Source organism: Thalassococcus sp. S3, assembly GCF_004216475.1.
Taxonomy (GTDB): domain Bacteria; phylum Pseudomonadota; class Alphaproteobacteria; order Rhodobacterales; family Rhodobacteraceae.
Genome location: NZ_CP022303.1, coordinates 2,947,621 through 2,967,464, shown reverse-complemented (window position 1 = coordinate 2,967,464; position 19,844 = coordinate 2,947,621). Strand labels below are relative to the sequence as shown.

Here is a 19,844-nt window from a genome sequence, read left to right as displayed (position 1 = left end):
TTCTGTTGTGCTTTTTCGAACACCAAATCTTACGACTTTCTTACCAGGAGTTATAAAGAATGCCGATCTACATGCAGCTGGATGGAATTCCGGGCGATGCGACTCAAGAAGAGCATAAGAACTGGATGGACATCGAATCGCTTCACTGGAATGTGTCGCGCAATATGAATACTCAGGCGGGCTCCACGGCGAACCGTGAAGCGTCCGAGCCGACCGTCAGCGAGCTTGTTCTCACCAAAGTGACCGACAGTTCGTCCACGAAACTGTTCGCCGAAGCCTGCACTGGCCGGCTGGGCAAGAACACCGTGATCCACCTTGTGACCACCGGTAGCCCGGGCATCATGTACGTGGAATACAAACTGACGAACACGCTGATTGCCGAATACAGCGTCAGCACGGCAGGTGACCGTCCGATGGAAACCATCCGGCTGAACTTCACCAAGATGGAAGTGAAGTACATCCCGCATGATGAGAACCACAGCCCGATGTCGCCGATGATCGCGTCCTACGACCTCAAGACGACGCTCGCGGCCTAATCTGGCGCCAATACGTATTACGGGCTCCGGCAGGGAAACCTGCCGGGGCCTTTTTTGTGCGAACGCTCCGCAAGTGACGACCCGGCTGGCCCTCACCTGGACTGCCCGGACATATGATCATGCGGGCGGGCGCCCGTCCGCAGCCAAGGCGGGCAGGGTTCCGGCGGCAAGGCCCTTGATCCGCATGCCCGCGCCCCGGAGTTGAATGCCAGAGCGGCGCAAGATGCCCTTTCTCTGCACAGTCAAACAGCTTTGCACCGGTCTCGGGACGGGGCGGATCTCAAACCTGTTGACAGGTGTCTTTTGACTCGACATTCTCAATAACAGAACAAATGTGCTGATATACGGTACAACTACATGGAGGTTAATGATGAACCATTTCGCCAAACTGGGGGCGATCGCGGCGGTGGTCTGCGCTCCGACATGGGCCGCGGCGGAAAGCGCCACGGTGAAGCAAATCGAAGATCGGGGCACGATGCTGTGTTCCGGTCACAACGGCAGCTATTTCGGATTTGTCGAAGTGAACGACAGAAACGAGTGGAAGGGCCTCGACATTGATATCTGCCGCGCGCTCACAACCGCTATTCTGGGCGATCCGAACAAGGTGCAGATCGTCCCGCTGAGCTGGGCCCAGCGTTTCCCCGCCCTGCAATCGGGTGATGTCGATATCATCATCAAGGCGACAGGCTGGACGATGGGCCGCGATACGGAGCTTGGGCTCCAGTTCTCGTTGCCGTATTTCTTCGGAGGCACCCAGTTCATGGCGCATGGCGATCTTGGTATCTCTGAGGCCAAGGATCTCGAAGGGGGAACGATTTGCGTGGAAGCCGGCACCACGATTGAGCGCATCGCGGCGAATTATATGAAAACCATCGATGTCGATCATACGATCGTGTCCTATGAAAAGGCATCGGAACTGCGCGCGGCCTATCTGGCCAACCGGTGTGATGCCTTCGCGGGGTGGGGGCCGAACCTCGCCGTTTTGCGGGCAACCGAAATCGACAATCCCGACGCGCATGTGATCCTCGATGATCAATTGTCCTCTGAACCCATTTCCGCAGCCATGCGTCAGGGCGATGAAGAGTTCGTTGACGTGGTGAACTGGATGCTCTCCGCCCTTCTGATCGCTGAGGAAGAAGGCGTGACCATGGCCAATGTCGAGGAGATGGCGGCAACGCCGCCAAACCCCCGCGTTGCCCGTTTGCTGGGGGTCGATCCGGGCATGGGCGAACGGCTGGGACTGCGGGATACCTGGGCGAAAGAGATGATCGCGGCAGTCGGTAACTTCGGTGAGATCTACGATCGCAACCTCGGTGAAGGCAGCCCTTACAAGCTGGATCGCGGCCTGAACAACCTTTGGAGCCACGGCGGCGTTCTCTACGCCCCGATCCTCGACTGATCCACGTATCGTCAACCGGGCCATTCCACCATCTGGAATGGCCCTTTCCCCGGACGGAGGCGTATGATGTCCCCGGCAGAACTCAAGGCGCGGGCCAAGCGCCGTCAATACGCCATTCAAGCTGTCATTCTCGTTGGAACCATCGCGATCGTTTGGTCGGCGGTCAGCAGCGCGCAGACAAATCTCTCTGCGCTGGGCATCACAAGCGGATTTGGCTTTCTCGACCGCTCCACCGGATGGAGTTACTCGTTTTCTCTGCTGGAACGGAACATCGATGACAGCTATGCGCGGACACTGACAATCGGGTTTCTGAACACCCTGTTTGTCGGGGGCGTGTCCATCATCCTGGCCACAATTCTGGGTTTTATCGTCGGCACGGCCCGCGACATGCGAAATCTCGCGCTGGCATCGGCGGCCAACGTGTTTGTTCAGATCTTTCGTAACATTCCCCTGATCCTGCAGGCGGTCTTTTGGTACGCGATCATGATCCATATGCCAGGCCCGCGTCAGGCTTACTCTTTGGGAGAGGCGGCCTTTCTGTCGAACCGGGGATTGATGTTGCCGACGCTCAACCTGTCGCTGGGGGCCGCCGCGATCCTTCTGCTTACGAGCCTTGCGCTTGCGGCCTTTTTGGTCTGGCGCAAGACCTCTTTGATGCGGGCGCTGGCACTTTGGATCGCCGGGGTTCTGGCCCTCGCGATTGCAAGCGCCATCACCCTGGTGCCTGCGGATGAGACGATCTTTTCGGTTCCCGAGCTGCGGGGTTTGCGTTTTGTCGGAGGGCTGACCGTTTCCATCGAATTGGTGGCCATGATCGTGTCCATCGTCCTTTATGGATCCGCTTACATCGCGGAGGTTGTGCGGGGCGGGCTCAAGGAGGTGCCGAAAGGACTGGTGGAGGCGGGCCAGGCGCTGGGTCTTAGCCCCGCTTCGATCTGGTCGCGGATCAAACTGCCGATGGCCTTGCGCACGATCATTCCACCTTTGGGAAACCAGTGGATCTTTATCATGAAGGCCACGACCATTGGTGTGGCCATCGGGTTTTCAGATCTCTTCTATATCGTTTCCACCTCGATCACCCAGTCCGGTCAGACTTTGGAGTTGATCGCGATCCTGATGGGGGCGTTCCTGCTGATCAACTTCACGCTTGCGCAATTCGTCAATTGGCTGAATGCGCGGCTTCAACTGAAGGCGCATTGATATGGCGACTGTCGCACATGCAGCCCCGGGTCGCGGCGCGCGGATCCTGACGCGCCTGCAAAAACGCGCGTTTGGCAATCCAAAGGACAGCGCGATATCGGTGGTTGTCTTCGGATTTCTGGCCTACCTGATCTGGCTGTTCGCGGACTGGGCGGTGTTCAACGCGGTCTGGAGTGCCGAGAATGCCGATCAATGCAGCAAGGAGGGTGCGTGCTGGTCGGTGATCGATGCGCGGCACCGGCTGATCCTGTTCGGTCTTTATCCCTATGACGAACACTGGCGTTCGACCCTGGCCTGTCTGGCGATCATCGGCACCGTGATCGCATCATGCGTCCCTTGGACATGGACGGCCAAGCGGTTGACGACGCTGTGGATCGGGGGCTTCGCGGCATATTACCTGCTGATGGAAGGCAGCCTGCTCGGTCTCCAACAGGTCACGACCGACCAATGGGGCGGGCTGTCACTGACGCTGTTTCTCTTCGCATCCGTCGTGCTTTTGGGCATGCCGATGGGTCTGGGGCTGGCGCTGATGCGACGCTCGGACATGCCGGTGGTCCGTCTCTTTGCGACATTGCTGATCGATTTCATCCGCTCGCTGCCGCTGCTGACGACCCTGTTCACAGCCGCGGTGGTCATTCCGATCCTGCTGCCGGACTGGTTGCAGGGGGACAAGATCTGGCGGGTCATCATCGCCTTCGCGCTCTTTTTCGCCTGTTATCAGGCCGAGGTCTTTCGGGGCGGTTTTCAAGCCATCCCGAAAGGTCAGTTCGAGGCTGGCAAGGCGCTTGGTCTCAGCTATTGGCACATCCTCTTTCGCATCGTGCTGCCGCAGGTGTTCCGACACGCCTTGCCATCGACGATCAACATGGTGGTGGTCACGTTCAAAGAGACGGCGATCGTCATCATCATCGGCTTCTTCGACATATTGGCGTCGGCCAATGCCGCCTTCGGGACCGGACAATGGGCGCCTTACTATCTTGAAGTCTACGCTTTCGTCGGCGCGATCTACTGGATCTTCATCTTCTCGCTGGGCCAGTATGGCGAATATCTCAAAAGCCGAATGACCGTATCGGAACGCTGAAGAGGACTTAGTCGATCACAACAGGTCCGTCCGGTGTCTCCAGCACAAAAGAAAGCGCCGGATCCCCCTCGCTCACCTCGGCAAGTTGATCGACCTGAAGACGCCGCAGCATGCCCTTCAGACAGTCTGGGTCGGGATGACTGAGGCGGATCGCCATGAGCCTCACGCCAAGATCCTGCTGGCCCGTGCTGGGATGCGGACCGGGGGACCATTCGATAAAGGCCGGAAGCAACCCGCCTTCCGGCAGGCTGCCATCCTTTGGCACGGTCAAACGCCACGACCGTGTGCCCCGCGTGAATGTCACAACCTCACCCAGATCAACCGGGCTGGCCGACATCACCGCATCCAGATCATCGGTGTTCACCACCCAACACAGGGCACGGGGCCGTTCTGAGAGCCGGCTTTGCGTGGCCGGATCGTCCAGCGTGAACCAGCGCGTTCGCCCCGGATCGCCAGCCTCCGGATCGATCGCGATGAGTTCAAAAAAGCTTTCATTGCCCGCCTGCATGACACAATTGTGCGTGCTCATTGCGTCATGCTTGCCGCCGCGCGGCACCTCGACGCCAAGAGCGGTTTGCAGGGCAGCCACCCCTTCTTCCAGAGAGGTTGCGCCCACGGCAAAGTGGTCGATCTTGTTTTTCATGTTCGCTCCGGTGCGCTGTTCAGGTGGGGCAGGGCGGCGGCAAGATCCGCCTTCAACGTCTCGGGATCCTCAAAGCCGATGTTGAAGCGGACCAGTTGGCCGTCTTCCACCCAGGGTGTTGCGGTCCGGGTCGGTGTCACCGGCAGGACAAGACTTTCATATCCGCCCCAACTCACGCCGATCCCGAAATGATGCAGGGTCTCGACGAAGCTGCGGATCTGGGCATCGCTGCAGGGGTGGAACACCACCCCAAAAAGCCCTGCGGCGCCCGAGAAATCACGTTGCCACAGCGCGTGCCCGGGGCAGTCGGCATGGGCCGGGTGCAGCATGCGTTTCACCTGGGGCTGCTTTGCGAGCCAGTTGGCCATGTCCCGTCCGGCGGCGTCCACATATGCCATGCGCATCCGAAGTGTCCGCAGACCCCTCAAGGCCAGAAACACCTCTTGCGCGCCCGGCTTGTCGCCGATGGCCATCACCATTCTGCGGATTTTTTCGCCCAGCGGGCCACTGGCTGCGATGATCCCCAGCATACAGTCGGAATGCCCGCAGATGTATTTCGACCCCGAAGCGACCGAGACATCCACATTCATCAAAAGCGGCTGACAGAAGAGCGGTGTGGCCCATGTGTTGTCGAACACGGTCGGCACCTTTTTCGCGCGTGCTACGGTCGTGATGGCCGGGATGTCGGGTATCTCGAACGTGCCGGATCCTGGGGCTTCGAACATGATGGCCGCTGTGTCTGGACGGATCAGATCCGTGATGCCGCCCCCGATCATCGGATCAAAGTATTCGATATCGACGCCCTGCGAGGCGAGCACCGTGTCGCAAAATCCCCGCGTATTGCCATAGACATGGTCGGCGACCAGAAGGTGACTGCCCGGACGGGTCAGGGCAAGCAGCGTGAGGGAAATCGCGGCCACACCGGATGACGTCAGCGTGACACCATCGGCTTTTTCCAGCCGGGCCAGCATCGCCTCTAGCTGGAAGGAGGCATGGTTCCCATATCTGCCGTAATAAACTGTACCGCTGTCATATCGCGCGTCGCGCGCGGCTTCGAATGCGGCCAATGTGTCGAATACCATCGTCGAGCCAAGCTCGATCGGCATGTTGACATGACGACCTTCCGCCCGTTCGGGTCGGCCGGCCTGAACCAGATGGTCAGCAATATTAAGTGGATCTTGCGGCACGCCGGGACCTGCGTATGGATATCAAATGTGAGGATGACAGTCCGGCAAAGGCGTGTCAATATTCGGGATATATGTATTGTATAGCGGCACAATAATCGGATGACGGAACATCAAAAGCAGGCCTTAACCGCCAATCACTGGGGCGTCGGCGTGGCCCAGGTTGCAGATGGGCGCATCGTCTCGGTCGCGCCACATCCGGACGATCCGTCCCCGTCCCGGATCAATGACAACATTGCCGGCAGTCTGGGCGGGCGGGCCCGGGTGTTGCGCCCGGCGGTCCGCGCGGCTTGGCTGGATCACGGGCCCACGGCGCGGGCGGGCGAACGCGGGCGGGATCCCTTCGTCGAAGTGAGCTGGGACGACGCGCTGGATCTGGTCGCAGCCGAGATGCGGCGCGTGCGAGAAACCCATGGCAATGAAAGCCTCTTTTCTGGTTCATACGGGTGGTCGAGCGCGGGGCGGTTTCACCATGCGCAGGGCCAGTTGAAACGCTTTCTGAACACACAGGGCGGCTTTGTCAGGTCGGAAGGCAATTACAGCTATAATGCCGCCCTGGTGCTGATGCCCCATATCGTGGGTCCCTTCCGGAGCCATGTGGCCCAGGCGACGCGGTGGTCGGTGATCGCGGAACATACCGATCTGGTGGTCATGTTCGGCGGGATAGCCAAACGCAACACCCAGGTCAGCGACGGGGGCGTTGCCCGGCATCGCATGTCGGACAATCTGCAGGCCTGCGCGAAGGCCGGTGTACGCTTCGTCAATATTAGTCCGCTGAGGTCGGATGCGGAGGCGTCGTTGCAGGCCGAATGGCTGCCGCCGCGTCCAGGCTCGGATACGGCCATCATGATGGGCCTGGCTTATGTGCTTCTGACCGAAGGGCTCTGTGACAGGGGTTTTCTGGACAAATACACTGTTGGGTTCGACAAGGTCGCCTCTTATCTGCGGGGGGAAAGCGACGGCCTCCCGAAAACACCCGAATGGGCCGCGGCCCAATCCGGGCTGGAAGCAAGTCGTCTGCGGCAACTGGCCCGCGAGATGGCCGCCGGGCGCACGATGATTTCAACCGCCGCCGGCGTGCAGCGCGCCGATTGGGGAGAGCAACCGCTCTGGATGACGGTGACGCTTGCCGCGATGCTGGGTCAGATCGGTTTGCCCGGTGGCGGTTACACGATCGGGTACGGTGTGAACGCCAATATCGGCAATGTCGAACGCCCCTTTCGCTGGGGGTCTCTTCCGCAGGGGACAAACCCCGTGGAGACGGTCATCCCCGTCGCGATGATCTCGGACTTGCTGCTGCGTCCGGGCGAAGCTTATGCGTATAACGGAAGCACATTCCGCTTTCCAGATATTCGGATGGTCTGGTGGGCGGGCGGCAATCCGTTTCATCATCATCAGGATCTCAACCGTCTCAGACAGGCCTTTCAGAGACCGGAAACCATCATCGTGAACGAGGTGAACTGGACGGCGACCGCGCGGCACGCGGACATCGTCTTGCCGGTGGCCGCCGCCGAGGAACGAATGGATATCGGGGGCGGCAAATCCGACAACGCCCTCGTTCCCATGCCCGTGCTGGCCCAACCGCCGGGCGAGGCCCGAATTGAATACGACATCTATTCGGATTTGGCCGCGCGTCTGGGATCGTTGGGTGCCTTCACCGAGGGCAAGTCCTCCGAAGACTGGATCCGCGATATCTGGTCCCAGACACAGGCGGCCGCCCGGGCGGCCCATCTCGATCTGCCCGACTTCGACAGCTTTCTGGACGGTGATGTTGTGCATCTGACTGACCCGTCACCGGACCAGGTCTTCCTGCAGGCATATCGCGCAGACCCGCTGCGCAATCCGCTTCCGACCCCAAGCGGGCGTATTGAGTTATTCTCGGAAACCATCGCTGGGTTCGATTTGCCGGACTGCAAGGGCCATGCCACATGGATGGCGCCTCGGGATGCTGCGGGGGAGGGGGATCTTTATCTTCTGTCCGGACAGCCAAAGACACGGTTGCACAGCCAGCTTGATAACGGAGCCTATAGCCTGTCGCACAAGATCGCAGGCCGGGAGCCGGTCTTGCTGCACCCCGAGGATGCGCAGGCGCGCGGTATTCGGGACGGAGACGTGGTTGAGCTTTTCAACGCCCGCGGTCGCTGTCTGGCCGGCGCGCGTGTCACGGATGAGATCCGGCAGGGCTGTGCCTTTTTGTGGACGGGCGCATGGTATGATCCCGACTTCGAGCTGCCGGACCATCTGGACCGGCACGGCAATCCCAACGTTCTGACACATGATCTGCGCACGTCGAGCCTGTCGCAAAGCCCCGCGGCACATTCCGCGCGCATCCACCTCCGCCGCTGGGACGGTACGGCCCCTCCGGTGCAGGCGCATGATCCGCCCGCCTTTCGCAACCAGGCCAGCTCTGATAGCCTGGACTGCCAGCCAACCGAGCAGAGACATCATGACTGACGCCATTGCCAAGCCTCCGAAGGTCGATTCGACCTTGTCCAAAGGTCTTGCGATCCTCGAAAACCTGGCGGCTGCACAACGCGGCAAAGGGGTCACGGAGCTGTCCAAGGAGCTTGGGCTGACCAAATCCAACACGTTTCGTCTGCTCCAGACCCTCACGACGCTGGGCTATGTCAAACACGGGGACGACAAGACATATTCGGCGACACTGAAAACCTGGCAGGTCGGGCGCGCGTCGGTCGAGACGCTGAACCTGAGGGCATTGGCGGGTCCCGAGATGAGCTTTCTCGCGCAAAAGACGGGCGAGACGATCTATCTGGCCGTGCTGGAGGGCCTGAACGTCATCTACATCGACAAGATCGAGAGCCAAAAGCCGATCCGGTCCTGGAACCCTGTGGGTGGCATGGCCCCGATCCATTGCGTTGGGACCGGCAAATCCATTCTCGCGGCGAACTACGAGACATTGCGAGACAAGGTCGCAGGCAAGCTGACGCGACATACCAACCGAACCCTCACGACGCTCAAGGCGCTGGATGCCGACATGGCCGAGACGCAAGCACGCGGCTACGCGTTCGATACCGGCGAATTTCGCGACAGGATCCTGAGTTTCGGCGCTGCGGTCCTTTTGCCCAACGGGGAAGCGATTGGTGCCATCGGGGCATCCTTGCCCGATATCAACCTGCCGGAGAACGGTGCCTCGTGGATCGGCGGCCTCGTCCAGGAGGCAGCCGAAAGCGTTTCGTCGAAATTGGCGCGGAGCTGAGCGGCGCGTTGGGTGACCCGATGCGCGTCGTCATTGGTGGTCCGGAAGCAGTCTGATCGGGCATTCGATGCGCTGCCGGCGTCAGCTGCGCGAAGCTCAGTCCTTCTGATCTGGGAAATCAACGGGGCCGCCCTGCTTCTCCCAGGTCGAAAACCCTTCTTTCAGATGGGCCGCGTCAAAGCCCATGTCCTGCAGCGTGGCCACCGTCAGGGCCGAGCGCCAGCCTGAGGCGCAGTGAAAGACGTATTTCTTGCCCTCCTGGCCAAAGACGTCCTTGTAATAGGGGCTGTCAGGATCGACCCAGAACTCTATCATGCCACGAGGGGCGTGAAAGCTACCGGGAATGAAACCGCTCCGCTGTCTTTCCCGGACGTCTCTTATGTCGACGACGACAACATCGGGATCGTCATGCATCGCGATCAGGTCTTTAGTTTCGACTTCCTCGATTCGGGCGCGCGCGGCGGCAACCATCTCGGCCGCGGTCGTTTTGAGTTCTGCCATCGGTGCATAGGATCCTTTGTGCTGACATTTGGAACATGTTTTTCATATGTTGACACAACAAGGGGGCTGTAGCAACATTCCCAACATAGACGCAGTGATAACCGAACCGGACGCGCCATACGATGACCATTGAAAATCCGATTTCGCTTTGGGACAGTTCGGCGCAGGAACAGGACTATGCGGCGCCTTTCTCCTCTGACGGGGTGGTTGATGTCGCGATTGTCGGCGGGGGGTTTACGGGTCTTTCGACCGCCCTGCATTGCGCCCAAAAGAGTCTTGGTGCGCATGTCTTGGAAGCGCATCAGATCGGATATGGCGGATCGGGCCGGAATGTCGGTCTTGTGAATGCAGCCGCATGGCTTCCGCCCGCGAAGGTGCGTGAGAAGCTGGGGCAGACCTATGGGCCGCGTTTTGTCGAACGGTTCGGACGGGCCCCTGAATACGTCTTTTCGCTGATCGAACAGCATCAGATCCGCTGCGAGGCGACCCGGACCGGCACGATCCATGCCGCACATGCGCCCAGCGGGTTCAAGGATCTGCAGGACCGACATGCCGAGTGGCAGCGCCTGGGTGAGCCCGTGGATCTTCTTGATCGCTCGGAGGTGGCCGATCTGATCGGATCCGACGTTTTTTTCGGCGGCCTCGTCGATCGCCGGGCCGGAACGGTTAACCCGATGGCCTATTGCCGGGGGCTGGCAAGGGCGGCGCTGGGCGCGGGGGCGAAGATCAGCACCAACGTGCGCGTCACAGGGCTGGTCAGGGACGGCGATCTGTGGATTGTCGAGACGGATCAGGGTCAGCTCAAGGCCCGCAATGTCGTTTTGGGCACCAATGCCTACACGGATGATTTGTGGCCGGATCTGAAGCAGAACTTCACGATGATCAATTATTTCCAACTGGCCACCAAACCGCTGGGGCCGGATGCCGCGCATATCCTGCCTGACCGACAGGGGCTGTGGGACACGGGCCAGATCATGTTCAGCCTGCGCCGCGACGCCTATGACCGGCTGGTGATCGGATCCATGGGCAAGATTGTCGGTGACGTGGATCGCGGCCTGTCGCATCGCTGGGCGCGCAAGCAGATCGCGCGGATTTTCCCGTCGCTAGGCCCGGTGGAGTTTGAGGATGCCTGGCACGGGCAGATTGCGATGACGCCCGATCATCTGCCGCGCGTTCATCTGCTGGATCGTGGGATTTATACGGCAATCGGTTACAACGGTCGCGGAATTACCACGGGGACGATCTTTGGGCAGGCAATGGCGGATTTGCTGACAGGTATGGATCCCAAGGACTTGCCCCTGCCGATCACGGATCCCAAGACTGTCGCCAGCGCCCCGGTGGCGTCGTGGTTCTACCAGACCGCCTTTACCGCAAATCAGATCCTCAAGAGCCTGTAGTTCCCCATGACCACTCCTCCCATCCGTGTCGGCGTTGATATCGGCGGCACATTTACCGACGTTGCCCTAATGCATCCCGGCGGACTTGCGACCGCCAAGGTGCTGACCACATACGGCCAGCCGGAACAGGCCATTCTCGATGGCATCCTGCAGGCCGCGGATCGCTCGGGCGTGGCGCTGGGCGAGATCGGCCAGGTGATCCATGGCACCACATTGGTCACGAATGCTCTGATCGAGAGGCGGGGTGCGCACACTGCCTTTATCACCACCGAAGGCTTTCGCGACGTGATCGAAATGCGGTCTGAGAACCGGTTCGAACAATATGACCTGAACCTCGCGCTGCCCGAACCGCTGGTCGCGCGGCAGCACCGCCTGACGGCGCGAGAGAGGATTGGCCCGGACGGCGAGGTGCTTCTTCCCCTGGACGGGGCCGAGGTGGAACGTCTTGTCGCTTCGATCCGGGCCGGCGGATATCAGGCGGTGGCGATCGGGTTCATGCATGCCTATGCCAACGACAATCATGAGGTGCGCATGGCAGAGGCTCTGCGCGCGGCCTTGCCGGATCTGTCGATCTCCCTGTCCTCCGTCATCTCACCGCAAATGCGGGAACTCCCGCGCTTTAACACGGTGATCGCGAATGCTTACGTTCAGCCTCAAGTCGCCGATTATCTCGGGCGGCTCGTCGCGCGGTTGCGGGAAACCGGGATCGAGGCGTCGGTTTTCATGCTGCATTCGGGCGGCGGATTGATTTCAGTTCAGACGGCGGCGGAACAACCGGTGCGCCTGCTGGAATCGGGACCTGCGGGGGGCGCAATCTTTGCCGCTGACTACGCGCGCGCGCATGACCTTGATAAGGTGCTCAGCTTCGATATGGGCGGAACGACGGCAAAGATCTGCCTGATTGAGGACGGCGCGCCCAAGACCGCGAGCACGTTCGAGGTTGCGCGTACCTATCGGTTCAAGAAAGGCTCGGGCATGACCGTGTCGACGCCGGTGGTGGAAATGGTCGAAATCGGCGCCGGCGGCGGTTCGATTGCATCCATCGACGCGATGGGCCGTATCCAGGTTGGACCCCGCTCTGCCGCGTCCGAACCCGGACCCGCCTGCTATCAGCGCGGGGGAACGGAGCCGACGGTGACCGACGCGAACCTGCTGCTGGGGCGTCTGGATCCGAACAATTTTGCGGGCGGGGCGATCCCGCTTTCGGTTCAGCAGTCGAAGGGCGCCATGACGGAACGGCTGGCCGGGTTTTCCGAACCGGACGCGGCTTTTGGCGTGACCGAAATGGTCGACGAGAACATGGCGAACGCGGCCCGGGTTCATACGGTGGAAAACGGGCGTGAAATCGAACATTTCACGATGATTGCATTCGGTGGCGGCGCCCCGCTTCATGCCTGCCGCCTGTGCGAGAAGCTGGGGATCGAAGCGCTGCTGGTGCCGCCGGGCGCCGGTGTGGGCTCGGCCATCGGCTTTCTGAAGGCGCCGGTCAGTTACGAGGCGACGCGCGGGTTTTTCCAGCGCCTCAAGGCCTTTGACGCGGCAGCGGTCAACGCCGCGCTGACGGAACTTGAAGAGGAAGCCCGGGCCTTTGTCGCGGCGGGTGCGGATGGGGCTGAGACCACCATCCGGCTTACCGCATTCATGAGATATGCAGGGCAGGGATGGGAGATCCCGGTGTCGTTGCCCTATCGCGCCTTGTGTGAAGACGATATCGCGATGATCGAAACAGCTTTCGAGAAGGCTTACCGGACGCTTTTTGGTCGGACGATAGACGGTCTGGAGGCCGAGATCACAAACTGGTCGCTTGTCGTGGCGACCGTGCTGCCCGAAGCAACACAGGTTGCCCGTCTTGGCGGACAATCCCATGCACCGGTTGCCAAGACGCGGGAGTTCTTTGACGCCGCCCTGCGCGCCACCGTGCAAGCGCAGGAGATCCTGCGCAGCGACATGATTGCAGGCGCGTCGGTCGAAGGGCCCGCGGTGATCGTAGAGGCTGAGACATCGACCATCGTGACATCGGCCTATCGGGCGGTGGGACAATCCGACGGCAGCCTTCTCTTGATCCGAAAAGGAGAGCGGGCATGAACCCTACAACCATCGACCACCAGATCATGTGGAACCGCTTGATCGCCGTGGTGGAGGAACAGGCGACGACCCTTATCCGCACCGCGTTTTCCACTTCGGTGCGGGAGGCCGGTGATCTTTCAGCGGGTCTGTTTGATCGTCAGGGGCGGATGATGGCCCAGGCGGTGACCGGAACGCCGGGTCACGTGAATGCCATGGCCGAAAGCGTGACGCATTTCGCGGCTGAAATTACGCCGCAGAACACTTATCCGGGCGATGTCTTCATCACCAATGATCCCTGGCTCGGGACCGGACATCTACACGACATCACGGTCGTCACGCCCGTCTTTCGCAACGATATTCATATCGGTTATTTCGCTTGCACGGCCCATGTCGTCGATATCGGCGGGCGCGGGTTCGGCCCCGATGGAAACGAGGTCTACGAGGAAGGGCTGCTGATCCCGATCACCAAGTTTGCGGAGCGGGGTCAGGTGCAGGCGCTTCTGGTTCAGCTGATCCGGGCCAACGTGAGGACGCCGGACCAGACCGTGGGTGACATCTATTCGCTGGCGGCTTGCAACGAGGCTGGCGAGCGGCGGTTGCAAAGCATGATGGAAGAGTTCGGCATCAACGATCTTCAGGATCTGTCGGACTTCATCATCGAAACGTCCCGCAAGGCGACGCACGCGGCCATCGCCAAAGTTCCGGATGGCACATATGCCCACACCATGCAGGTCGACGGCTACGACAAGCCGGTGCACATGGCGGTCTCGCTTCGCATCGACGCAGACAGGCTGGTCGCCGATTTCGAGGGCACCAGCGGCATGAGCGCCTTTGGTGTGAATGTCCCCGAAGTCTATACCCGGGCCTATGCCTGTTACGGCCTGAAATGCGCCATTGCGCCTGACGTGCCCAACAACACGGGGTCGCTCGACCCGTTCGAGATTACTGCACCGGAGGGGTGCATTCTGGCGGCGAAGCGCCCGGCACCCGTTTCTGTTCGTCACGTGCTGGGGCATCTTGTGCCGGATGTGGTCCTGGGCGCGTTGCACAAGGCGCTGCCGGGTGTGGTTCCGGCTGAAGGCGCGTCCGCACTTTGGAACATCCAGATTTCCGCGCGCCCGCTGGATCCGGAAAGCGGATTACCCAATCGCGAGGTTCTGATGTTCAACTCCGGCGGGACCGGCGCGCGGCCCCTGGTCGACGGGCTGAGCGCGACGGCCTTTCCCTCCGGCGTCTCGACGATGAGTGTTGAGGCGACCGAACATGTCGGCCCGATCACGGTCTGGCGCAAGGACCTGCGCGAAGGTTCCGGTGGTGCGGGCGCCTTGCGGGGCGGCTTGGGGCAGGTGATCGAGATCGAGGCCCGCGACGGTTATGAATTCTGGTTCAACGCCATGTTCGACCGTGTCGAACATCCCGCGCGCGGACGCGATGGCGGGGCGGCGGGGGCTGCGGGCGCGGTCGAGCTGACAGATGGCACACCCTTGCGCAGCAAGGGCCGCCAACGGATCGCACCGGGCCAGCGGCTACGGCTGAGCCTGCCCGGAGGGGGCGGTTTCGGCGATCCCAAGGAACGGGCGCGCGACAGGGTTGCCGCGGACCTTGAGGCCGGTTTCATTACGTCGGAGCAGGCCAAAACGGATTACGGCCTGAACGATCAAGGAGAGATTGATGACTGACACACCTATCGCGCTTGTCACGGGCGGCGCCCAGGGGATCGGCCTGGCCTGCGGGCAGGCCCTGGCCGATGATGGATACTTTGTGGTTCTGGCCGACGTCAAAGAGAGCGTTCACGACGCCGCCAAGGAACTGGGCGGCGCCGGTTATGTCTGCGACATGGGCGATGTGGCCGCGATCGGCACGCTCTTTGACCGGATCGCTGCGGATCACGGCCCCGTTGCCGCGCTGGTGAACAACGCAGGCATCGCGATGCCGGGTGACTTTCTCAGCTACGATCTCGACGCGTTCGCGCGGGTTCTCGATGTCAACCTGCGCGGCGTGTTCCTGGCCACGCAGCGGGCTGCGAACATGATGGTCGAGGCCGGGATCGAAGGGGCCATCGTGAACATGTCGTCCATCAACGCGCAGGTCGCCATTCCGGCAATCCCGGCCTATTGCGCCTCGAAAGGCGGGGTCATGCAATTGACTAAGGTTGCGGCACTTGCCCTTGCGCCCCACAACATCAGGGTCAATGCCGTCGGGCCAGGCTCCATCGACACCGAGATGATGGCGGGCGTCAATGCGAACCCCGACGCCATGAAAATGGCCATGTCACGCACGCCTCTACAGCGCATGGGCACCGCGCGTGAGATCGGGGATGTCGTTGCATTTCTCTGCTCGCGCAAGGCCAGCTATGTCACGGGAGAGACGATTTACGTCGATGGTGGCCGTCTTGGCCTGAACTACGTCGTCTGACCGATGAGCCGCTACGCCGAGACATATGCCAGATGGAAGGCCGATCCGGAAGCCTTTTGGGCCGAAGTCGCGACCGAGATTGATTGGATCCGTCCCGCCCAGAAGGCCTTTGATCCGGGCAGTGGCGTCTATGGCCGCTGGTTCGAGGGGGCCTTGTGCAATACCTGCTGGAATTGCGTCGACCGGCATGTGGAGGCCGGTCACGGCGCGCGGCTGGCGCTTGTTCACGACAGCCCAGTTACCGGAATTGTACAACGGTTCACATTCGCGGATTTGCTCGACGAGGTGAGCGCGCTTGCCTCGGTTCTAGGCGATCTTGGCGTGGGCAAGGGCGACCGGGTGATCATTTACATGCCGATGGTGCCGGAAGCTGTCTTTGCCATGCTGGCTTGCGCAAGACTGGGTGCCATTCATTCGGTTGTCTTTGGCGGGTTTGCGGCCAACGAGCTGGCCACCCGGATTGACGATGCCGCGCCAAAGGCGATCATCTCGGCCTCTTGCGGGATCGAGACGAACAGGATCGTGCCTTACAAGCCTCTGCTGGATGAGGCCATAGAGATTGCCGCGGCCAAGCCCGATGCCTGCCTGATCCTTCAGAGAGAGGCGCTGCGGTGCGATCTCGTCTCGGGTCGTGATCACGATTATGCGTATCGTGTTTCTGAAGCGCGGGAGGCCGGACGGCGTGCCGGGTGCGTGCCGGTGGCAGCGACAGACCCCCTTTATATTCTTTACACTTCGGGCACGACCGGTCAGCCCAAAGGGGTGGTGCGGGACAATGGCGGCCATATGGTTGCCCTGAAATGGAGCATGTCGCACCATTACGGTCTTTCGCCTGGAGAGGTCTTCTGGGCGGCCTCGGATGTCGGCTGGGTCGTGGGGCATTCCTATATCTGTTACGGCCCGCTGCTGCATGGCTGTGCCACCGTGCTTTACGAAGGCAAACCCGTCGGCACACCGGATGCCGGCGCGTTCTGGCGGGTGATCAGCGAACATCGCGTTACGGCGCTTTTCACCGCGCCGACAGCCTTCCGGGCGATCAAAAAGGAAGACCCTGAGGGCCGCTTGATCGGAAACTATGATCTCAGCGGGTTTCGCACGCTCTTTCTGGCGGGTGAGCGGTCTGATCCAGCGACCGTGGCCTGGGCCGAGACGCATCTCAACCGTCCGGTCATCGACCATTGGTGGCAGACCGAGACGGGCTGGGCCATGTCGGGCAACCCCGTCGGACTGGGGGCACTCCCCGTCAAACACGGCTCGCCGGGCGTGCCGATGCCGGGCTATGACATTCAGGTGCTGGATGACGCAGGCCATCCCGTTCCCGCGGGCACGCTGGGCAACATCGTGATCAAACTGCCCTTGCCACCTTCGGGTACGCCAACGCTCTGGCAGGCCGAAGCGCGCTTCCGTTCGGCTTACCTCGAAGAGTTTCCGGGCTACTATGCCACCTCGGATGCCGGCATTATCGACGCCGATGGATACGTCTTCATCATGGCCCGCACCGATGACATCATCAACGTGGCTGGCCACCGCCTGTCGACCGGCGCGATGGAGGAGGTGATCGCAAGTCACCCCGATGTGGCGGAATGCGCCGTTGTCGGACGCGCCGATCCCCTCAAAGGCCAACTGCCGCTTGGCTTTTTTGTCACCAATGCCGGTGTCGACCGACCCGAGGCCGAGATCGAACGGGAGCTTGTGGCTCTCGTACGACAGAAGATCGGAGCGGTCGCGGCCTTCAAGACGGCTGTCGCGGTCGCACGATTGCCGAAAACACGCTCGGGCAAGGTTCTGCGCGGGACGATGCAGAAGATCGCGGATCGCGCCGCGTTCAAGATGCCAGCCGCAATCGACGACCCGGTCATTCTGGAGGAAATCAGCGCCGCGCTTCTGGCCCGTGGGCTGCTGGCCGAGGAACCGACAGCCTGACCGGAACCGACACTGAAAAAGCAGACCAAAGTCCCGCCCCAACAGGAGAACCGACCCATGACACCCGCGGTGCAAATGCAGAAGGTCAATAAGTTTTACGGCAACTTTCACGCCCTCAAGGACATTGATCTGACCGTCGGCAAAGGCGAGAAGGTGGTGGTTTGCGGCCCGTCAGGCTCGGGCAAATCAACGATGATCCGGACGATCAATCAGCTGGAGGAGCATCAGTCCGGCGCCATCCGCATCAACGGGGACGAGATCGCCGCCGACGCGCCGAACATCGACGATCTGAGGCGCGAAGTCGGAATGGTGTTCCAGCACTTCAACCTTTTCCCGCACATGACGATCCTTGAGAATTGCACCCTGGCGCCAATGCTGTCGCGGAAGGTGCCGCAGGCCGAAGCCGAAACAACGGCGATGGGTTTTCTGGAAAAGGTTCAGATTGCAAATCAGGCGCAAAAGTATCCCGGCCAACTTTCGGGGGGCCAGCAACAGCGCGTTGCGATTGCCCGGGCGCTTTGCATGAAGCCCGAGATCCTCCTTTTCGATGAGCCGACCTCGGCGCTTGATCCGGAGATGATCGGCGAGGTGCTTGATGTGATGGTCACTTTGGCACAAGAGGGGATGACCATGATCTGCGTCACGCATGAGATGGGCTTTGCCCGCAAGGTTGCCGATCGCGTGATCTTCATGGATGCAGGCGAGATCATCGAGGAGGATGAACCCGAAGCCTTCTTCACCACTCCCAAAAGCGCGCGCACACGTGCGTTTCTCGATCAGGTGCTAAGCCACTGATGCAGCGCACATGACCAACCGGCGGGGCGACGCTGCGATACCCTCGTGATGCATCGCTTCGCAACAAGACCGGAGTTTTGGCCGAAACCGGCCTCAATTGTCGCAACGGGCTGGACATCGCGAACGCAACACTTACTGTTTGTTGTGCGCCACAGGGGAAATGTCATGCCGGATCTGATCAAGCTTTACATTCGTCAAGTTGCCATTGGTTTTGGGATCGCTGCGGTTTTCGTCGCCGGTCTTTTGTATTTCAACGTGATGAACCTCTGGTATCTCGTGACGCATAACGATGCCGGTCTGATGGCGGTCTTTCTGCTTTGGTTCATGAACGGTATCGTCTTTGCAGGCGTCCAATTCGGCTACGCCATCATGCAACTTGGCCGTGAAGAGGATGAGACGCCGCGCGGCCCAGGTCTCCGCGATCACGTTGCCATTCCCGTGCGCGTGGACGACGACAAACGCATCTCACGCTTTCGCAGGAAGTAAGCGGCGGGACCACCAGGCAACCGTGTGGTTCTGATTCCCGAGGACCTGTATATACAGGTGGGCGCCAGGTAACCGGACCAGGGCCCGGACAGAGCCAGCTCCCTCGGATTTGCTTAAGGCCACCGGAATGCAACCTTGCACGAGAAGGGCAGAACCCGCCACCGCCTTACCTAAGCCGTGACGGGTGGGGCGGCAAGTCTCAGACCGCCAGGTTGTGCAGATTACCCAGAAAGCCGTGCCATCCCTTGTCCATGTTGAAGACGAGGGAATAACCCTCGGCATCCTCGGGCAGGCCGGAATGGGTGAGCGTGAGCCGCGTTCCGCCCGGAGCCTCCTCCAGCCTCCATTCGACTGTCGTCATGATCCCGTTGAGCGGACCGACGGTGAAGGCCCATCGCATGTAATCCGTGGGCTCCATCTTCTCGACCATGCCCCAGCACATCCGCTCGCCGTCATTTTGCGAGGTGAGACGAAACGGTGCGCCTTCCACCATGTCCTTGTCGGCGGGGTGGAACCAGTCTCCCAGTTTCTTGGCATCGGTCAGATGCGCCCAGACCGTCGCCTTGTCGGCTTTCAGGAATACGGATTTTCGGATGGTCGTATCGGAACGGGCAATGGTGTCGGTCATGTGGGGTCTCCTTCGATGGTCTCTTTGAGATTGGCCAGTTTGTCGTCCCAGAACTGATCGAAGTAACTCAGCCAGGTCGTAACAGGGCGCAGGGCGTTCGGGTTCAGGCTGTTGATCCGCTCGCGGCCCGCACTGCGGACCGAGATCAGGTCGCCTTCTTCCAGCACGGTGAGATGCTTTTTCACCGCGGCCCGGGTCATCTGGAAGCGGGCCGAGACCTCTCCAATTGTCATGTCAGAGCGCCCGAGCATGACGAGGATCTCGCGCCGGGTGGGGTCAGCCAGGGCGCGAAAGGCCGGTTGCAGGGCCGGGGGCATGACGGTTCCTTTGTGATACTATTTGGTATCATATTAGATAAGAAACCGTTTGGTA

18 protein-coding genes are annotated in these 19,844 nt (G+C 60.9%); 13 read left to right on the top strand and 5 right to left on the bottom strand.

Annotation, left to right across the window (positions count from 1 at the left end; all coding sequences use genetic code 11):
- Positions 1–59: 59 nt before the first annotated feature.
- From CFI11_RS14680 to CFI11_RS14665, 4 genes are all read left to right on the top strand, one after another.
- Positions 60–536, top strand: coding sequence for a type VI secretion system tube protein Hcp (locus tag CFI11_RS14680; protein WP_130407216.1), 477 nt, complete (start codon positions 60–62; stop codon positions 534–536).
- A 370-nt stretch (positions 537–906) separates the two neighbouring features.
- A complete protein-coding gene (locus tag CFI11_RS14675) occupies positions 907–1,935 on the top strand; it encodes an amino acid ABC transporter substrate-binding protein (RefSeq protein WP_217358700.1) in 1,029 nt (342 codons plus the stop codon).
- Positions 1,936–2,001: 66 nt separating this feature from the next.
- Positions 2,002–3,135 (top strand): ABC transporter permease subunit, encoded by a 1,134-nt coding sequence (locus CFI11_RS14670; RefSeq protein ID WP_165390270.1) that lies wholly within the window; start codon positions 2,002–2,004, stop codon positions 3,133–3,135.
- A gap of 1 nt (position 3,136) precedes the next feature.
- Entirely contained in the window at positions 3,137–4,216 is a 1,080-nt protein-coding gene (locus CFI11_RS14665; protein WP_130407210.1) for an amino acid ABC transporter permease, read from the top strand.
- Between the two features lie 7 nt (positions 4,217–4,223).
- Here CFI11_RS14665 and CFI11_RS14660 read toward each other — a convergent pair whose 3' ends face one another.
- Positions 4,224–4,859: a VOC family protein gene (locus CFI11_RS14660; RefSeq protein ID WP_130407208.1), complete on the bottom strand. Its 636-nt coding sequence runs from the start codon at positions 4,857–4,859 to the stop codon at positions 4,224–4,226.
- On the bottom strand, positions 4,856–6,046 hold the full coding sequence (gene metC / locus CFI11_RS14655) for a cystathionine beta-lyase (RefSeq protein ID WP_130407206.1): 1,191 nt from the start codon (positions 6,044–6,046) through the stop codon (positions 4,856–4,858). Before metC ends, CFI11_RS14660 begins: the two co-directional genes overlap by 4 nt.
- 99 nt (positions 6,047–6,145) lie before the next feature.
- On the opposite strand from metC, the gene CFI11_RS14650 reads away from it, so the two are divergent.
- Positions 6,146–8,497: a molybdopterin-dependent oxidoreductase gene (locus CFI11_RS14650; RefSeq protein ID WP_130407204.1), complete on the top strand. Its 2,352-nt coding sequence runs from the start codon at positions 6,146–6,148 to the stop codon at positions 8,495–8,497.
- Positions 8,490–9,260, top strand: a complete 771-nt coding sequence (locus CFI11_RS14645) for an IclR family transcriptional regulator (RefSeq protein WP_130407202.1) — start codon at positions 8,490–8,492, stop codon at positions 9,258–9,260. Before CFI11_RS14650 ends, CFI11_RS14645 begins: the two co-directional genes overlap by 8 nt.
- Positions 9,261–9,356: 96 nt before the next feature.
- On the opposite strand, the gene CFI11_RS14640 is transcribed toward CFI11_RS14645, so the two are convergent.
- Complete coding sequence (locus CFI11_RS14640; RefSeq protein WP_130407200.1) at positions 9,357–9,761, bottom strand: rhodanese-like domain-containing protein; 405 nt, start codon at positions 9,759–9,761, stop codon at positions 9,357–9,359.
- Positions 9,762–9,883: 122 nt separating this feature from the next.
- On the opposite strand from CFI11_RS14640, the gene CFI11_RS14635 reads away from it, so the two are divergent.
- From CFI11_RS14635 to CFI11_RS14605, 7 genes are all read left to right on the top strand, one after another.
- A complete protein-coding gene (locus CFI11_RS14635; RefSeq protein WP_130407198.1) occupies positions 9,884–11,158 on the top strand; it encodes an FAD-binding oxidoreductase in 1,275 nt (424 codons plus the stop codon).
- Positions 11,159–11,164: 6 nt separating this feature from the next.
- Positions 11,165–13,243: a hydantoinase/oxoprolinase family protein gene (locus tag CFI11_RS14630; RefSeq protein ID WP_130407196.1), complete on the top strand. Its 2,079-nt coding sequence runs from the start codon at positions 11,165–11,167 to the stop codon at positions 13,241–13,243.
- Entirely contained in the window at positions 13,240–14,904 is a 1,665-nt protein-coding gene (locus CFI11_RS14625) for a hydantoinase B/oxoprolinase family protein (protein WP_130407194.1), read from the top strand. The genes CFI11_RS14630 and CFI11_RS14625 overlap by 4 nt, the downstream gene beginning before the upstream one ends.
- The gene (locus CFI11_RS14620) at positions 14,897–15,640 is read left to right on the top strand and encodes an SDR family NAD(P)-dependent oxidoreductase (protein ID WP_130407192.1); all 744 of its coding nucleotides are present in this window, start codon (positions 14,897–14,899) and stop codon (positions 15,638–15,640) included. The genes CFI11_RS14625 and CFI11_RS14620 overlap by 8 nt, the downstream gene beginning before the upstream one ends.
- 3 nt (positions 15,641–15,643) lie before the next feature.
- Positions 15,644–17,563, top strand: coding sequence for a propionyl-CoA synthetase (locus tag CFI11_RS14615; RefSeq protein ID WP_130407190.1), 1,920 nt, complete (start codon positions 15,644–15,646; stop codon positions 17,561–17,563).
- A gap of 57 nt (positions 17,564–17,620) precedes the next feature.
- Entirely contained in the window at positions 17,621–18,358 is a 738-nt protein-coding gene (locus CFI11_RS14610) for an amino acid ABC transporter ATP-binding protein (protein ID WP_130407188.1), read from the top strand.
- Positions 18,359–18,523: 165 nt separating this feature from the next.
- Complete coding sequence (locus tag CFI11_RS14605; RefSeq protein ID WP_130407186.1) at positions 18,524–18,844, top strand: hypothetical protein; 321 nt, start codon at positions 18,524–18,526, stop codon at positions 18,842–18,844.
- 199 nt (positions 18,845–19,043) lie between these two features.
- Here the strand turns inward: CFI11_RS14605 and CFI11_RS14600 are convergent, their stop codons facing one another.
- Positions 19,044–19,472, bottom strand: a complete 429-nt coding sequence (locus CFI11_RS14600) for an SRPBCC domain-containing protein (RefSeq protein ID WP_130407184.1) — start codon at positions 19,470–19,472, stop codon at positions 19,044–19,046.
- Positions 19,469–19,789: a metalloregulator ArsR/SmtB family transcription factor gene (locus CFI11_RS14595; RefSeq protein ID WP_130407182.1), complete on the bottom strand. Its 321-nt coding sequence runs from the start codon at positions 19,787–19,789 to the stop codon at positions 19,469–19,471. The genes CFI11_RS14600 and CFI11_RS14595 overlap by 4 nt, the downstream gene beginning before the upstream one ends.
- Positions 19,790–19,844: the final 55 nt, after the last annotated feature.

What these genes read in the sequence shown, in the direction of transcription:
- CFI11_RS14680 (WP_130407216.1), top strand. Translation starts at nt 60, where the DNA reads ATGCCGATCTACATGCAGCTGGATGGAATTCCGGGCGATGCGACTCAA.
- CFI11_RS14675 (WP_217358700.1), top strand. Translation starts at nt 907, where the DNA reads ATGAACCATTTCGCCAAACTGGGGGCGATCGCGGCGGTGGTCTGCGCT.
- CFI11_RS14670 (WP_165390270.1), top strand. Translation starts at nt 2,002, where the DNA reads ATGTCCCCGGCAGAACTCAAGGCGCGGGCCAAGCGCCGTCAATACGCC.
- CFI11_RS14665 (WP_130407210.1), top strand. Translation starts at nt 3,137, where the DNA reads ATGGCGACTGTCGCACATGCAGCCCCGGGTCGCGGCGCGCGGATCCTG.
- CFI11_RS14660 (WP_130407208.1), bottom strand. Translation starts at nt 4,859, where the DNA reads ATGAAAAACAAGATCGACCACTTTGCCGTGGGCGCAACCTCTCTGGAA.
- CFI11_RS14650 (WP_130407204.1), top strand. Translation starts at nt 6,146, where the DNA reads ATGACGGAACATCAAAAGCAGGCCTTAACCGCCAATCACTGGGGCGTC.
- CFI11_RS14645 (WP_130407202.1), top strand. Translation starts at nt 8,490, where the DNA reads ATGACTGACGCCATTGCCAAGCCTCCGAAGGTCGATTCGACCTTGTCC.
- CFI11_RS14640 (WP_130407200.1), bottom strand. Translation starts at nt 9,761, where the DNA reads ATGGCAGAACTCAAAACGACCGCGGCCGAGATGGTTGCCGCCGCGCGC.
- CFI11_RS14635 (WP_130407198.1), top strand. Translation starts at nt 9,884, where the DNA reads ATGACCATTGAAAATCCGATTTCGCTTTGGGACAGTTCGGCGCAGGAA.
- CFI11_RS14630 (WP_130407196.1), top strand. Translation starts at nt 11,165, where the DNA reads ATGACCACTCCTCCCATCCGTGTCGGCGTTGATATCGGCGGCACATTT.
- CFI11_RS14625 (WP_130407194.1), top strand. Translation starts at nt 13,240, where the DNA reads ATGAACCCTACAACCATCGACCACCAGATCATGTGGAACCGCTTGATC.
- CFI11_RS14620 (WP_130407192.1), top strand. Translation starts at nt 14,897, where the DNA reads ATGACTGACACACCTATCGCGCTTGTCACGGGCGGCGCCCAGGGGATC.
- CFI11_RS14615 (WP_130407190.1), top strand. Translation starts at nt 15,644, where the DNA reads ATGAGCCGCTACGCCGAGACATATGCCAGATGGAAGGCCGATCCGGAA.
- CFI11_RS14610 (WP_130407188.1), top strand. Translation starts at nt 17,621, where the DNA reads ATGACACCCGCGGTGCAAATGCAGAAGGTCAATAAGTTTTACGGCAAC.
- CFI11_RS14605 (WP_130407186.1), top strand. Translation starts at nt 18,524, where the DNA reads ATGCCGGATCTGATCAAGCTTTACATTCGTCAAGTTGCCATTGGTTTT.
- CFI11_RS14600 (WP_130407184.1), bottom strand. Translation starts at nt 19,472, where the DNA reads ATGACCGACACCATTGCCCGTTCCGATACGACCATCCGAAAATCCGTA.
- CFI11_RS14595 (WP_130407182.1), bottom strand. Translation starts at nt 19,789, where the DNA reads ATGCCCCCGGCCCTGCAACCGGCCTTTCGCGCCCTGGCTGACCCCACC.